Raw genomic sequence first — 14,869 nt, 5'->3', positions numbered from 1 at the left:
AACTGCCCCGGGGGGGACATGCGATCGGCCACGCGGATCAGACCGGCCACGTCGCCGATCGGATTGAATCGGTACACGCGTCCCCGTTGCGGCATTCAGGTTCCGGCGACCGAATGCCCGCCCTAGGCGGCCTGTCGCTCGGCCTCGACCATGATCTCCCGAGCCGGCCCAAGTGGATCCGCACCGATGGTGCCGACCAAGGCATCGCGGTAGGCGGGCCCCTGCACCCGAGCCAGATCGGCCTTGGCGCGCTCCAGGCGCGCGGCGGCATCGAGACGGTCGGCCTCGTCGGCGTAGTGGCGCAGATCCATGAACTGCTGCAGGTTCAACACCATCCTCCGAGCAAGCTGAATGTCGCGCTGTTGCTTGATCTGCAGACGTTCGCGATACCATTCCGATCTCAAGAGGGACGCGCGGTTAAAGAGGTTGCGAATCACGGGGTCGTGGACCTTTCGCCCCTGATAGTGGCCCTCCGCCATGATGTGGAGCAGGGCCGCGAGCGGCGGACAGGCATCCTCGATGCTGCCGTCCTCGAGATAGCGCCGGGCGACGCGTTCTTGTGCCTCGCAGATGTTCTCGATGCCGTCCACGAAGACCTCCAGGCTTTGCGATTCCGGGCGCAGGATCGCCGAGGTGAAGACCGCGCGTGGGTTGTCGAAGATCTTGCCCATGAAGTGCGCGACAAAGCGCTCGGTGATGCGGTAGCCGAGCCGACTCGCCAGCACGGTACGACCCTGGTACTCGAAGTCTTCAAGGGGCTCCAGATAGTCGTTTGCGATCAGGTATTGCGGATCGCGCTCCTGCTCGGTGAGACGGGCCCAGATCTCCGGGATCAACAGGGATACGTCGTGCGAGACCTTCACGTCCGGGCCGATGTGTCCGGCGGAGCTCGAGAACCCGGCGTAGCCGGTGAGGATGTAAGACACCAGTGCGTTATTGAGATCCACCGTCGGGCGCACGGCATTGAAGGGCGCCTTGGTCAGCGCCCCTTCGCTGCCGGCACCGGTCGTGGAGGGGGACTTGCCGGTGAGCGAGCAGATGAAGTCCATGAAGAGCTCGGGCAACTCTTGGTAGTGGATCGGGTTGTAGACCGCGAGCGCACGGATACCGGGCTCCGGCGGATTGTTGCGCCGTCCGGTCAAGACCGCGTCGACCGGGTGGCAGACCGGGATGTCCAGGGGGAGCTTGCGGTGGAAGCGCGCGCCCATCGCGGCGACATAGCTGCGCACCGGATTGACGAGGTCGGGGCGAACCTGAAGGTAGCGCGGGTTCTTCGACGGCTTGCCGTCGACCAGGCGCGGGTGGGCGGAGGAGACGACGGCGAGGCCATCCCGCGCCGCCTGCTCGAGACGCTCGCGCATGGGTGCGGTGAAGGTCGAGAGGGTCAGAACGTCGCCGATGACCGCATCCAGCGTCGGCCCGACCAGCGGCTCGTAGTTGGCCATGAAGTTGCCATTCTGCGCCATCTCGAGCTCGGTCTGCTTGTCGAAGCCCGGGATGATGGCATCGTCGGGGCGCTGGAACAGACGGTGCTCGCAGTTTCGGGCGAGCTTGAGGCTGTACTCGCCCTCGCGAGCCGCGGCTCGGCATCCGTTGACCGCACCCGGCGGGACCACGACCGAAGCGGTGATGTCGTCTTCCATCTGGATCTTCTCGGCAGCGATAAAGTCTTGGCGCAGCTTGAAGGTCCGCCACTTGCTGTCGAGATCGAACCCGACGCGCAGGTAGGTCGCCACGATGCGCCGCCCGAATGCCTTGAGCTCGTGCCCGGGTGCACCGTCGACCTCGTCGACCGAGAAGCGGTCGCGCCACGCCTCGCCCCAGCTCGGACGGTAGAGACGCTTGATCATGAAGGTCAGGGCCAGCAAGCGCGGGGGGATCATCTTTAGCCAGGTGTTGTACTCGCGCGTGTGACTGGGCGAGGGGGTCAGCAGCTTGATCACCGAGCCCAGACTGCGCTCCGGCGACAAGGGTTTGCGCCCGGCGTCGTGGTCCTCGTGCTCGAAACCGGGACGGAAGCGGTCGCGGTAATCGCGGTCGAAGATCTCCTGTACCCGGTCCAGATCCTGATTCAGATCGTCGACGAAGATGGGGCCGTAGAGCACTGCGTCCTCGAGCGACTTGGAGATTTCGGACTTGCCGCCGCCCGAGACGGTGCAGGGTTTGTGACAGAAGGTCCCTTCCGCCTTCGTGCCGATGAGACGCCAGGAGGGAGCGCCAGGATGCTTCTGCATCTCGATCTTGTAGCCGTTGGGCTGGATGTAGATCTTGTCCGGCTGCAGCCGGATGGTACGGGTCGTGCCCTCGTAATCCCAGGTGATGCGCTGGGCGAGAAGATCCATGCGCAGTTTCTGGGGGACATAGACGACCTGCGGGAAGCGTTTGTCGATCCCGTAGCCCTCCGGCTGCAGGTCCATGATCGCGCCGTAACGCGCAGCCACATCGGCAAAGGAATAGCCGGGCTCGCGCGTGGACTGGTCCACGCCGAACTCCTCGCCGTGGTTGAAGCGCGGGAACGCGAGAGCACCGCCAGAGTGCTCCTCCTCGGCCAGGCCGAAGAGGTTCGCCGCGAAGCTGACCTGGGTCTTCACTTCCTTCTTGCAATAGCCGAAATAGTTGTCCGCAAGGATGGTGACGATGACCCCGGAGGCGTCGCGAGCGGTGATCTTGAAGGCATTGCCGTCGTTGTAGCGTTCCTCCGGATTGCTCCAACACATGCCCTCCGCACGCTGGCGGTCGGTTGCATGGTCACGGTGCGGCAGCCCAAGCGCCTGCTTGGTGAGTTGCGTCAGGTGCGGGGCGAGCAGGACGCAGCCGGTGTGGCCGGTCCAGTGATCCACGTCCAAGGCGGCATCGAAGTCGGCAAGATAGGGGTTGCCGCCGTTGCCGAAGATGCTCTCGACAAAATCCAGGTTGGAGACCAGATTGCCCGGCGCGAAGAAGCGGATCTCCATCTTCTTCTCGGGCTGAAATCCGGGCACCTCCGGGCAGACCAAGGGGCGCAGCAGCAGCGAGACGAACATCCGTGCCGGCTCGCTGTGGTTGGCCGTGAAGGGGATGGTCAGCAGGTCCTCGGGCGGATCGAGTGCGGCCTCGAGCAGCTTTGCGAAGACCGCCTTGGGCACCGCCTTCTTGTCGCCCGGGATGGGCAATCCGCCCTCGGCGACGTGGAAAGACCCCTCGGTGGTGCGCCGATCGCTCGCCGGGTTGTGCAGCACGCCTTGTGCGACGCGATAGCTCGAGATGATGTCCGAGGTGAAGACGTCGCTGTCGACGGGGACGGAAAGCTCGCGGGCCAGGCCGTGGCGATCCAGGATGAAGGATTGAAAAGGTAGGGTCGGGATTCGATCCAGCTCCAGATCCTCGAAATAGCGCCCCAGGAAATCCTGGATCCGTCGATCCACCGGGCAGTGGTAGGTCGACAGGAGCCGGTTCTTCTCGCGATAGCTCAGCAGCAGATCGTGGGCGATCTCGATGAAGTCCTCCGTCGCCGGTGTCCCGCAGGAGGGTTGACCGGAGGAGATCAGCTTGAAGTTGATGTAGAGATGCAGCTTCTGACGGTCGTCGGCCGACAGCGATGCGTAGGGCCCGTCGGGCAGAGCGGCGGACGCGCCGGTATGGAGACCAAGCTCGCGAATGGGATCGATCATGTCGGTGACCTTTGTTGGGCGGGGCCTGCCGCGCGGGCGAGGCGCTCGTCGTTGCGAAAAGCGTGCGAGGCGGAACTCTACACAAGAGTTAAGCACAAATGGCGCCACGTGGGGCACCCCTTGTCCGATGGCGCCTACGTGCATCGGGTGTCGGATTTCAAACAAGTCCCCATTGATGCCGCGGCGTTGGAGTCTGACCCCGGCCGACAGCCGCCGAGCACAAGCACCGGGATCGTCGAGCTGGACGGGGCCCGCTGGCCGTCAGGCCGGGGGAAGAGGTCGACGGCAACTCGACGATCCCGGGGTGCTCGCCGTGCGGCGACGAACGTCGGCGGGGCGTTCAAGGCCGTTTCCGGAAAAGGCACGACCGGCGCGTAGGTGCGAATTCATTCGCACCTTCGTGGTGCGGCTCAGGCGGCGGCGCCCGAGATCGGCGGGTCGGAGCAAGCACCGACCGGGTATACAAGAAACGGCCAGGCGGAGCTTGGGGCGGGTTGCTCGGAGCACTTGACCTTCGCTGGGCAACCATGTGAGGGTCCGATCCAGGCGCAAGACGCGACTCCGTCGCGGCAGGCCGCGGAGTGTTCCGACACTCGAGGCCGGCGCGTGGGGACGACGAACGAGTACAGCAAACAAACAACAGCAGACAATGGAGTGATAACGATGCGCGTGCTAGTAACGGGCGGGGCGGGGTACATCGGTAGCCATACTTGCTTAGAGATGCTGACCGCTGGCATGGACGTCGTGGTGGTGGACAATCTCTGCAACAGCAAGGAGGAGTCGCTGCGGCGGGTCGGCGAGATCACGGGCCGGACGCCGACCTTCATCAAGGCGGATCTGCGCGATCGCGAGGCGCTCGATGCGATCTTTCGGGACGACGCCTTCGATGCCGTCATCCATTTTGCCGGACTCAAGGCGGTCGGGGAGTCGGTCGAGATCCCGCTTGACTACTACGAGAACAACGTCGGCGGGACCATCACCCTCTGTCGGGCGATGGCGTCGGCCGGGGTGAAGAACCTGGTCTTCAGCTCATCGGCCACCGTCTACGGGGATCCGGCGACGGTGCCGATCCGGGAAGGTTTTCCGCTCTCGGCGACCAATCCCTACGGCCGCTCCAAGCTCTTCATCGAGGAGATCCTGCGCGATCTTCACGTCTCGGACGGGGCCTGGAACATCGCCCTGCTGCGCTACTTCAATCCGGTCGGCGCGCATCCGAGCGGGCGGATCGGCGAGGACCCCAACGGGATTCCGAACAACCTGATGCCCTATGTCGCCCAGGTCGCAATCGGCAAGTTGCCGCGGCTGCGTGTCTTCGGCAACGACTATCCGACCCCGGACGGGACCGGAGTGCGCGATTACATCCATGTGGTCGACCTGGCGCGCGGCCACCTCGCGGCGCTGCGTCGGCTTGAGACGGCGCCGGGAGTGGTGACCTATAACCTGGGGACCGGGCGAGGCTACAGCGTGCTCGAGATGGTCGATGCCTTCGCGCGTGCGAGCGGCCGCCCGATTCCCTTCGAGATTGTCGTGCGTCGTCCCGGCGATATCGCCGCCTGCTATGCCGATCCGGCGCTCGCCAAGGCCGAGCTGGGTTGGGAGGCGCAGCTCGGGATCGACGAGATGGTCCGGGACAGTTGGCGGTGGCAGTCCGAGAATCCGCAGGGATTCGGCGACTGATTGACGTCGGTCACGTCGGGAGATTCAGCCGGATCCTCGCCCCGCCGAGGGCCGATGATTCGACGTCGAGCCGTCCCCCGTACGCCTCGCAGATCTCTCGGGCGACGGCGAGGCCGATGCCGTGGCCCGGCACGGCCTCGTCGGCGCGCGCCCCGCGCGCGAGGAGGCGTTGCGCATCCTGCGGCCGGATGCCGGGCCCGTCGTCCTCGATGGCGAGCACCAGCATCCGCTTCTCGATGATGGCGACGACGTGGACCCGGCGGCGACACCACTTGAAGGCATTGTCGAGCAGGTTGCCGAGCATCTCCATCAGATCCCCTTCGACGCCGTTGATCTGCAACTCATGCGACACCGCAAGCGTGACCTCGACCCCCTTGTCGCGATAGACCTTTCCGAGCGAGGCCAGGAGACGTTCCGCGACGCGCCCGATCGGCACCGGCGGCGCGAGTCTGGACGCCGGCGCAGCACCTGTGCGGGCGCGTTGCAGTTGGTGGGCAACGATGTTGTCCATCCGCCCGAGCTGCTCCTCCATGAGCGCGCGCGTGTCCTGTCCGGATAAGGTTTCGCCGACGGCGCCCCGCATCACGGCGAGCGGTGTCTTGAGGCTGTGTGCGAGGTCCCCGAGTGCGTTGTCGAGGCGCAACTGGCGTGCCTGCTCATGGGCCAACAAGCCGTTCAGATTGTCGGTCAGGGCGCTGATCTCGGTCGGATAGCGGCCGAGGATCTTGTGCTGCTGACCCGACTCGATCGCGGCGACCTCGGCACTGACGCGCCTCAAGGGGGCCAGCCCCCAGGCGAGGATCAGGACGAGCGCCGTCAACATGAGCAGGGCCATCACCCCGAGCCAGACCGCGAGGCTTGCGCGAAAGCGTCCGACCTCCTCGTTGAATGCGGCCATGTCCTCGGCGACCACGAACACATATTGGCGAGGCAGCTCCCCGGTTTCCCAGGACACGCCGAATCCTTCCACCAGATAGTCCTGTCCTCTGCTGTCGGTCCGGAGCTCAAGACGTCTCTCGCCGGGCATAAGCGCCATGGGGCCGGGCTCGGGGATGCCGATCGCGGAGTCGGATTCCCAAATCAGACGGTCGGCGCCGTCGAAGACACGGGCATAGAGACCTGATCCGGGCAGTCTGAAGCGGGCCTCGGCGAGCGCGTCGGGAAAGACCAGTCCGTCGTTCTCGGCCTCCGCTGCGGCCATGAGCAGGAAGATCTGCGCGAGGAGACGCTCCTCGCGCGAGGATTCGGCGGTGTCTCGGAAGGCCCGCTCCAGGGCGAGGCTGGTGAGCAGAATGAAAACCGCGAGCACCGCGGCGGCGGAGGCGACGACGCGCACACGAAGCGACATCAGGTGAAACCCGGGTGCCCGTCCTCGCTTGCGAGTGCAAGGCGGTAGCCGCGACCGCGCAAGGTCTCGATCGGCGCGAGCGAGCCGTCGGGGTCGAGCTTGCGCCGCAGGCGGCCCAGCAGCACCTCGATCACGTTGCTGTCGCGATCCTCGTCGTGTGGATAGAGCCGGTCCGCCAAGGCTTGCTTGGAGAGGACGCCGCCGCGGGCGCTCGCCAGTTGCTCCAAGAGACGGTATTCGTAGGCGGTCAGCTCGGTCGGGCGCTCCTGGATCCAGACCGACTGGGCGACCAGATCCATGCGCAACGGGCCGATGCGCAGCTCGCGAGACGCCGTCCCGTTGGTTCGGCGGATCAGGGCGCGCAGTCGGGCCAACAGCTCCTCGGTTCGAAATGGCTTGGCGAGATAATCGTCCGCGCCTGCCTCGAGACCTTCCACCTTGTCCTGCCAGCGATCGCGGGCGGTGAGGATCAGGATCGGCAGAAGACTCTCGGCGGCACGCAGGCTGCGGATGATCTCCAGCCCGCTCATCCCGGGCAGACCGAGATCGATCACGGCCGCGTCGAAAGGGTATTCGGTCGCCAGGTACAAGCCTTCGCGACCGTCGCCGGTGCCCTGCGCAATGGCGCCCTCGCGAGCGAGACGCTCGATGATTTGGCGCCGCAGCTCCGCCTCGTCCTCGATCACCAAGACATGCATAGGCTCCCCCCTTCAGCGGCCCGCAACGAAGACATATTTGACCTCTCCCGACGAGGTCAGAACCTTGACCTGATAGCCGCCGTCCGAGGGTTTGACGGAGAGGACACGTCCGCCTCCGGTCTGGCGACGTGCCGCCTCTTCCGCTTGGGACGGGGTCATCTGGCCTTGGCTCGACTTGTCGCCGCGGCCCCACGCCGCCCCCGTCATCGCGACGCCGGCGACGAGGAACAACGCGACAAGGACGAGTCTGGTCTGGCGCATGATTATGTGGCTCCGGGATCCGTTCCAGGTGCGGGTGAATCTAGCACAGACGGCCCGTCGGGCCGAAAGGCATCCGTGCGCCGCGACGCACTATCTCGGGTTTCGGTAGCTCCGGTAGCCGGGCTCGGACGGACTCAGGATGACCGAGCGTGGAGGGACATAGCCGCGAATGGCATGGCCGCCGTACTCCGGGGCCGTGATGGTTGTGGTGCCGCGCTCGGCGCGATAACGGCGGGAGTAGGGCTGACAGGGCCGGCCGCGTTCGCAGCGCCATTCCCGACAGTCGCGGCCCTCGCACACCGGAGGCTCCCGCGCGGGGGAGATCGCCGGCGCGACAACGAGGGTCGCGAAAGCGACAGCGGACAGGATCAATAGCCTCCGGCGCCTGATGCTCATGGATCGTCTCCAGCGAAGCGACGGGAAACCGATAGCCCGTCATGCCTCTCATCATAGAGCCTCCACGCTGAACCGTACCTGAACCGCAGTGCTGTCATCAGCTCTCATCGGGCGTTGTTCATAAGCCCCGGCGCGACAACCGACCAGCGGTCGAGCCGACACCCGGGATCGCCTTGTGATAGCGTGCCGGGCATCGAACAACCAGCCCGGAAGCCAACGATGCAACACCTCACACCGCAGGGCCAACAGATTGTCGACGATATCGCGAGGCGTCACGGATTCAGCCAGGATGCAGTGACGCACATGCTGATTGCCGTGCTTAACGGCAACGGCGGCATGGCCCAGTTCAGCCACCCGGAGTTCGGCGGCTCGGGCCAGTGGATGCAGGGCGGCATGCTGATGCTCGGCGACATGTTCAACTCATCCCTCAAAGGGCGGGTCGACGCACTCTGCTACGAGCTCTCCAACCTACTCGTCAATCAGCCCGGCCTCCTTCAGAGCGGAAGCTTCCAGTCCCAGAGCCAAGGCGGCGGATCCTTTCAGAACCAAACCAGCGGGGGATTCCGCGGGCAATCCGATCTCTTCGTGCCGGACCCGGCCGATCACTGGTGGCCACACGCGCTCGGCGTACCCAACGCGACCGGGAGCCAGAACAACGTCAAGTACGCCTACTTCGCCGACGCACGGCGTCTGGCCGTGAACACCGGCGGGGACGTCTGGGTGTACGACACCCTGGACCACCAGATCGGCGGCTTCTCCCAGCAACAAGGCACCGGTGGCTCGATCAGCTTCGGCAGCCAATACGGCACGATCGATCTCGGACGCCTCCCGATCGTATCGCGCAACGGCCAACCCGTGGAGACGCGTGCACCGGCCTCTGCATCGGATCACTCCGGACAGTACCGGCCCGCACCGAGCCCGGGAGTCAGCGAGGGCGACATCTTCGCCGCCATCGAACGGCTCGGCGATCTCAGGGCAAAGGGCATCCTCACGAACGACGAGTTCAACGCCAAGAAGGCCGAGCTGTTGGCGCGGCTTTAGGCGATTTCCGGAGAACGCGATACCCGGTTGTGCTGACGATAGGAAGCACAACTTCCGCCGACGGTTGGTTGTGCCTCGCGGGGCTCGGCACAAGCTACGGCCTGGCGGCCGGAGGCTTCACCGCCCCGATCTACGCGGCTTCGCCGCTCAGAGGTACGGCGAAAACAACCGCGCGAATCCGTCCCGCAGCTTCACCGACAGCGAGCGGTCTGCAAGCTCGCCGAGCGCCAACTCACGGCTCGCCGCGGTCTTGGCATCGACCAGATCATGGAGCCGGCGGGACAGATTGCGATCGTAGCATTCGAGGTTGTACTCGAAATTCAGCCGCAGGCTGCGGGCATCCCAATTTGCCGAGCCGAGAAACGCCCAGGCGTCGTCGATCAGCATCAATTTTGTGTGATCGAAAGGCGGCGGGGAGAGCTGGATGCGGCAGCACCCCTCCAAGAGCTGATCGGCCTGGGCTTGCGCGGCCCATTGCACGAGCATCAGATTGTTCTGCTCGGGCATCAGGATCTCGACCTCGACGCCGCGCAAGGCCGTCAGTAACGGTTCAGAAACAAATGAGCCATTCTTGTTCATTCTCCCCCTCTCCCCAACCCCTCTCCCACAAGGGGAGAGGGGCTAAGATGGATCACTTGATATTGAACGGTTCCTCACGTTCAGTGCGGTCGTCAATGTCTGGTCGGGAAGGAAATAGGGCGCGACGCTCCGCGGCGAGCTCCGCGCGATCACGGGCCTCGGAGGTCTGCGAACGCAGCCGATGGGCCTTGCGGGTAATACGGTTGATCCCAAAGAGCCAGTAGAGCACCAGGCCGAGCATCGGCGCCAGAGTGTGTCGGCCGTACTTTAGGCGATGTCCGAAAAGCTCGCGCCTCGTAGGTTGTGCTGACGATAGGAAGCACCAACGTACAGTGCTCACGTCTGATAGCTGATAGCTGATAGCTGATAGCTGATAGCTGACAGCTGATAGCTGATAGCTGATAGCTGACAGCTCTCTCCCCCCTACCGGGCCGCCAAGGTCAGCTGATTCTGCTCGTCGTCGATGGTAACGCGGAATCGCCCGAGCAGACTCATCCCCAAGAGGGCATTTCCGCCGAGCCGGGTGTCGTCGATAAAGGCCGCTGAGACCCCTTCGACACGCTTCTCTCCGAGCCACACGCCGCTTAAGGTGCCGAGCCGCGCCTCTACGGTCCCGTTGGCGGTCTGAACCGTCTGCATCCTTAGATCGGCCGGCGTGATCCCGAGCGGGCCGATCAAGGAGGCCGGCAGAACCACATGATCCGAACCCGTATCGATCAGCAACACCCGCTGGATGCGCTGGCCGTTCGGCCCCTCGAGGGTCAGGCTCACGACGTGCGAGGTTCCCTGACGCTGTGTCGGCAACACAATCGAGTCCCCGGGTTGGCCGCCCTCGCCCTGTGCCGCGTCGTCAGACGGAAAACCCGATCCCCCGCTGTCGATGATCAAGGGCGGTGCGACTACGGCGACCTTCTCGCCGAGGATGATGATCCGATCGACCCCGCCGTTGTCGGTCTGAACGATCACATGATCGAAACTATCCAGCAACAACCGAAGGCGCGGCACCAGCTCGGCACCCTCGGCGCGCCCCTCCATTTCAGCCGTTTGCTCGATGCCGCGCACCTCGAACCCGTGCTGGGCCATCAGCCGTTCCAGCTCCTCCGCGACGTTCACCAGCGGTGCTGCATCGGCGAGGCGAGCGAGAATGGCGCAGCTCCAACCGAGGTTGATCAGGCTCCGACGAACGAGGTGCTTCATGACTCCGGACTCCGGACGCGATCAATGTGAAGGATCAGAATGGACGATAGACGAAACAGAGACTAGCAGCGAGCCCGGCTCGGGGCTACTGCTCGCATCCATTCGGAACCCAGTCCGACGCCAAGCTCGGGGCCACCGAGTCGAGCCCGGCGGGTCGGGTGTAAACGCAAGACCGCGAAGAAAACCGGGAAAAACCGGATCCATTTCTTTATGATCACGGGTCTTTATGATCACGGGTCTTTCGGTGGTCCTTCAGCGTACTGAGACGATGGCCGTTCAAGCTCCGAGCCGGACCCCACATATGGAAGCATCTGCAGCAATCATTGAATGAGCCGTCGCCGCCGGACTCCGGACGTCAAATCAACTGGTCCGATCGGCGCGCTGTGGAAGGCGCGGCGCCGAAGCCGTTAGACGGACCCGAACACAGAGAGGACACTCAAGCATGCTCGCCGCTTTTCGCGCCCTGACCAAGACCGATCTCGCCGCGGTCGTCTTTGCAGTCGTCGGGTTCTACCTCGCCGCAATCGCCCCGTCCGTAGAGATCGGCTGGGTCGTCGGATTTCTTCTCTTGACCATCTTCTTGTTCGCCTTCGAGGTCGTCACCGTCGATGTCGCCGCGATCAGCATCATGGTCCTGCTCGGGCTGACCGGACTCTTTGCGCCATGGATGGGACTCGAGCAGGGTTTGGTGCCGGTCGAGCATCTGTTCGACGGTTTCGCGAGCAACGCGGTGATCTCCATCATCGCGGTGATGATCATCGGAGCCGGACTCGACAAGACCGGAATCATGTCGAAGGTGGCGGGCTTCATCATGCGCATCGGCGGAAAAACCGAGTCGCGCATCATCCCGCTGATCTCCGGGACGGTCGGGGGCATCTCGAGCTTCATGCAGAACGTCGGTGCCGCGGCCCTTTTCCTGCCAGTGGTCAGCCGTATCTCCGCGCGCACCGGGTTGCCGATGTCGCGGCTGCTGATGCCGATGGGCTTCTGCGCCATCTTGGGCGGCACCATCACCATGGTCGGCTCCAGCCCGCTGATTCTCTTGAACGACCTGATCCTGACGTCGAACAAGGCGCTCCCGGCCGGCACGACGCCGATGGAGACCTTTAACCTTTTCGATGTCACCCCGATCGGGATCGCCCTGCTGGTCGCCGGCATCCTCTATTTCGTGCTTGCCGGGCGTTTCGTCCTGCCCTCGCGCGGGAACGAGATGCTGACCGGCAGCGATACCAGCAGCTACTTCGCAGAAACCTACGGACTCTCCTCCTTCGAGATCCGCGAGGTCAGACTCCGTCCGGACAGCGCGCTGGTCGGCATGAGTGTCGACGACCTGGAACAGACCTGGCGTATACGGATCATCGCGGTCGAGAAGGGCGACGGGCTGCGTCTGGGTGCCGACGGGGTGGACCGCTCGCTCGGCATCGAGGCCGGCACAACGCTCGGTGTGCTCGGGACCGAGGAGAAGCTCGAGCACTTTGCCGAGGAGAACGCGGTCGATGTCAAACCGGATTTGGAGCTCTTCTCCGAGGTCATGTCCAACACCAAGGCCGGTGTCGCCGAGATCGTCATCCCGCCCGGGTCGAACCTGATCGGCAAGACCGCACGTGATGTCTGGATGCGCAAGACCTACGGGCTCTCGTTGCTCGCCATCAATCGCGGCGGGACCCAGATCACCTTCAACACCGGCGGCGTGCGCAATACGCCCCTGCTCGCAGGCGATGCCTTGGTCGTCCACACGACCTGGGCAGACCTGACGCGCCTGACCAAGGACCGCAACTTCGTCGTCGTCACGACCGAGTATCCGCACGAGGAGCTGCGTCCTCACAAGGTCCGCGTCGCGCTCTTCTTCTTCGTGATCACGCTCGCCTTGGTGCTCCTGACCGATCTGCGGCTCTCGGTGGCCCTGCTCACCGGCGCCGTGGGCATGGTCCTCGCCGGCGTGCTCTCGATCGACGAGGCGTACGAGGCCGTGAGCTGGAAGACGGTCTTTCTGTTGGCCTCGCTGATCCCGCTCGGGCTCGCCGTGGAGGCCAGCGGCACGGCCGCTTGGATCGCTCAGCAGACGCTCTCCGCGCTCGGCGACGTGCCGATCTGGGTGGTCCAGGCCGCATTGGCGGTGCTTGCCACCTTCTTCACATTGGTGATGTCCAATGTCGGCGCGACGGTTCTGTTGGTGCCCTTAGCGGTGAATATGGCGCTCGGTGTCGGCGCGAACCCGGCCGTGTTCGCCCTGACCGTCGCCATCGCCACCTCGAACTCCTTTCTGATTCCGACCCATCAGGTCAACGCGCTCCTCATGGGGCCAGGCAATTATCGGGTTGTCGACTTCATGCGCGCCGGCGGGATCATGACGATTCTCTTTTTGGTGGTGGCGCTGACCATGCTCAATCTGGTCTTTGGCTGAACCGCTGAACCGCGTCCGCAGCGACATGCATTGGCGGCGTCAAACGCGGCCTCGGCCCAGTCAATGAGTCCGGTGAGACGCGGTTCAGGATTTTTTATTCAATGATTCCAAAATCGCGTCCGCGGCGGCGAGTGCGAGTTTATACGAGGGCGAGATTCGAATGGAGACGGTGCGTATCATTCGGGACGCAGTGGTACTAGGGAACCCGATTGATGTCGCTGCTTCGTAAGACGCCGAGCTGTCCGGTGCATGGCTGTGAGCTGGTGCTCTCGCATCACGGCAAGAAGAGCAATCTCGGGCATTACTTCGTCGAGGTGGTCGGCGCGCCGCTCCTGTATTGCCCGCAGTGCTTGGAGAAGGGTCAGGACACCTCGGTGGAGGTCGAGCCGGCGGCGTCCAACGCCTTCCTGAAACGGCTGGTCCAGGTACTCAAGACCTCGGAGTTTCCGGGGCTGCTGAACAAGCCGAAGATCCGGGTCGACTTCAATCCGACCAAGACGACCTTGGAGCACCCCTACGCCCAAGGCGTCACAACCAGTCTTGCTGCGATGGTGCAACCCGGCGGCGCAGTACCGCCGTCCGAGGAGCCCGAAGAGACGCGCCTTGAAGGCATCGAGCCGGTCGAGCCGCGCCACACCCTCAATCAACTCATCCTCGATCAGGACACCTTGGAGCGCATCCGCGAGGCCACCAATGTCCTGGTCTCTCAGGACTTGATCTACGTGACCTGGGGGCTGTGCTCGGTCGCGCGTACCGGACGACGCGTCGCGCTGAACTTCTACGGTCCGCCCGGGACCGGCAAGACCCTGGCCGCCGACGCCATCGCCGACCTGCTCGCCAAAAAGATCCTGCGTATCAGCTATGCCGAGCTGGAGTCCAAATATGTCGGCGAGACCCCCAAGAACATCAAGGCGGCCTTCGCCAAGGCGTCCGAGACCAGCGCCCTGCTTTTCTTCGACGAGGCCGACTCCATCCTCGGCAAACGTCTGGTCAACGTCTCCCAATCGGCAGACAACAGCATCAATGTCGCGCGCAGCACGACCCTGATCGAGCTCGACAACTTCGACGGCGCGGTCATCTTCGCCTCGAATCTGGTCGGGAACTACGACATCGCCTTCCTGCGGCGTATGCTCGCCCATGTCGAGTTCAGGCTCCCCGCCACCGAGCAGCGCGAGAAGATCTGGCGATGCCACATCCCGCCCCAATTACCGCTGGCGGAGGATGTCGATTTCGAGACCCTGGCCCTTTACTCGGAGGGTGCCGCGGGAGGCGATATCCAGAACGCCGTCCTGCTCGCGGCCTCTTACGCCTCGATGCGACAGGGAGCCGAGCAGGTAGTCATGCTCGCCGACCTGAAACGCGCCATCGCCTTCCTGCTCGACGGCAAGCGTAAGGTCCTCGAAGGCGCCGCCGGGTCGGACGCCGATCGGTTCGATTGGGGTTAAACCGCGCCCGGTGCGGTATGCGTCATTTGTTGGAGTGGATTGACCGCGCCAGCTCCGACGGCTGTCGGAGGTGGCGCGGTTTAAAGTATTAAAAAATATTAAATTTTAACCCGCGTCTCACCGAGATCAAGGACATCTCCAAGGCCAAACGCAAGATGAAAATGACGCATGTC

12 protein-coding genes are annotated in these 14,869 nt (G+C 64.1%); 4 read left to right on the top strand and 8 right to left on the bottom strand.

Features of this window, described 5'->3' with window-relative positions; genetic code table 11:
* Positions 1-122: 122 nt before the first annotated feature.
* Entirely contained in the window at positions 123-3,650 is a 3,528-nt protein-coding gene (locus AADX97_RS16760; RefSeq protein ID WP_374234828.1) for a hypothetical protein, read from the bottom strand.
* Positions 3,651-4,313: 663 nt separating this feature from the next.
* Between AADX97_RS16760 and galE the strand changes: the two genes are divergently transcribed.
* On the top strand, positions 4,314-5,327 hold the full coding sequence (gene galE, locus AADX97_RS16755; protein WP_374234829.1) for a UDP-glucose 4-epimerase GalE: 1,014 nt from the start codon (positions 4,314-4,316) through the stop codon (positions 5,325-5,327).
* Positions 5,328-5,337: 10 nt separating this feature from the next.
* Here galE and AADX97_RS16750 read toward each other — a convergent pair whose 3' ends face one another.
* From AADX97_RS16750 to AADX97_RS16735, 4 genes are all read right to left on the bottom strand, one after another.
* Positions 5,338-6,675, bottom strand: a complete 1,338-nt coding sequence (locus tag AADX97_RS16750; RefSeq protein ID WP_374234830.1) for an ATP-binding protein — start codon at positions 6,673-6,675, stop codon at positions 5,338-5,340.
* Positions 6,675-7,373, bottom strand: coding sequence for a response regulator transcription factor (locus tag AADX97_RS16745; protein WP_374234831.1), 699 nt, complete (start codon positions 7,371-7,373; stop codon positions 6,675-6,677). The genes AADX97_RS16750 and AADX97_RS16745 overlap by 1 nt, the downstream gene beginning before the upstream one ends.
* A gap of 12 nt (positions 7,374-7,385) precedes the next feature.
* Positions 7,386-7,634: a hypothetical protein gene (locus AADX97_RS16740; protein ID WP_374234832.1), complete on the bottom strand. Its 249-nt coding sequence runs from the start codon at positions 7,632-7,634 to the stop codon at positions 7,386-7,388.
* A 90-nt stretch (positions 7,635-7,724) separates the two neighbouring features.
* Complete coding sequence (locus AADX97_RS16735; protein ID WP_374234833.1) at positions 7,725-8,030, bottom strand: hypothetical protein; 306 nt, start codon at positions 8,028-8,030, stop codon at positions 7,725-7,727.
* A gap of 219 nt (positions 8,031-8,249) precedes the next feature.
* Here AADX97_RS16735 and AADX97_RS16730 point away from each other — a divergent pair, with 219 nt between their 5' ends.
* On the top strand, positions 8,250-9,071 hold the full coding sequence (locus AADX97_RS16730) for an SHOCT domain-containing protein (RefSeq protein ID WP_374234834.1): 822 nt from the start codon (positions 8,250-8,252) through the stop codon (positions 9,069-9,071).
* A gap of 147 nt (positions 9,072-9,218) precedes the next feature.
* Here AADX97_RS16730 and AADX97_RS16725 read toward each other — a convergent pair whose 3' ends face one another.
* From AADX97_RS16725 to AADX97_RS16715, 3 genes are all read right to left on the bottom strand, one after another.
* The gene (locus AADX97_RS16725) at positions 9,219-9,650 is read right to left on the bottom strand and encodes a phospholipase D-like domain-containing protein (protein ID WP_374234835.1); all 432 of its coding nucleotides are present in this window, start codon (positions 9,648-9,650) and stop codon (positions 9,219-9,221) included.
* A 52-nt stretch (positions 9,651-9,702) separates the two neighbouring features.
* Positions 9,703-9,879, bottom strand: coding sequence for a hypothetical protein (locus AADX97_RS16720; protein ID WP_374239308.1), 177 nt, complete (start codon positions 9,877-9,879; stop codon positions 9,703-9,705).
* Positions 9,880-10,073: 194 nt separating this feature from the next.
* Positions 10,074-10,847, bottom strand: a complete 774-nt coding sequence (locus AADX97_RS16715; RefSeq protein WP_374234837.1) for a TIGR02281 family clan AA aspartic protease — start codon at positions 10,845-10,847, stop codon at positions 10,074-10,076.
* Positions 10,848-11,289: 442 nt separating this feature from the next.
* Here AADX97_RS16715 and AADX97_RS16710 point away from each other — a divergent pair, with 442 nt between their 5' ends.
* A complete protein-coding gene (locus AADX97_RS16710) occupies positions 11,290-13,251 on the top strand; it encodes an SLC13 family permease (RefSeq protein WP_374234838.1) in 1,962 nt (653 codons plus the stop codon).
* 212 nt (positions 13,252-13,463) lie between these two features.
* Positions 13,464-14,696: an ATP-binding protein gene (locus AADX97_RS16705; RefSeq protein ID WP_374234839.1), complete on the top strand. Its 1,233-nt coding sequence runs from the start codon at positions 13,464-13,466 to the stop codon at positions 14,694-14,696.
* Positions 14,697-14,869 lie beyond the last annotated feature (173 nt).

Origin of the sequence: Thiocapsa sp. C2-2m (genome assembly GCF_041903745.1) — a bacterium.
Lineage (GTDB): Bacteria > Pseudomonadota > Gammaproteobacteria > Chromatiales > Chromatiaceae > Thiocapsa > Thiocapsa roseilacustris.
The sequence above is the reverse complement of the archived record's forward strand: the minus strand, read 5'-3'. Positions and strand labels throughout refer to the sequence as shown.